Below are 506 nucleotides of genomic sequence, written 5' to 3' on the forward strand. Positions count from 1 at the left end.
ACGTCCAGCTGCGCCTGGGCCGGCGCGCCCGCCACGATGCTGCCGTGTGCGTTGGCATCGCCGCGCAGACGTACACCGGCCACCTCGGCCACGGCCGCCACCTGCGGAATGTCCAGCGTGCTGCCCGGCGCAAGCTGGCCATCGGCGATCTTCAGGTCGCCCTCCAGCAGCCCGCCACCATCCAGGTGGAACCATGGCTTGCGCACGAACAGATCGGCGATCCAGTTCAACGACTCGAACTTCCACGCGCCCTGCACCTGCCCGGACAACCGGGGCAGCAGCTCGGCCGGCGCCCGGAACGGAATCTTCGTGCCGGTCACGCGCAGGTCGGCATGCAGTTCACTGCCGGTTTCCGGATCCCGCGGCAGCCGCGCCTGCACCCGCATGTCCTGCGCCACATCCAGCTGCAGGGACAGCAAACCCCGGTCATCGGCATCGATGCCGGCATGCACCGGCACCCGCCACACCACCCGGCTGCCGGCCTGCAACGCGCCCTGGTCCAGCAC

General features: G+C 70.4%; 1 protein-coding gene. It reads right to left on the minus strand.

What is annotated here, in order from left to right:
- A partial coding sequence (locus tag ACXJKJ_RS32440) for a hypothetical protein (protein WP_457395879.1) occupies window positions 1-488 on the minus strand: 488 nt, incomplete at its 3' end.
- Between the last annotated feature and the right edge of the window lie 18 nt (window positions 489-506).

The organism is Roseateles sp. P5_E1 (assembly GCF_054049335.1).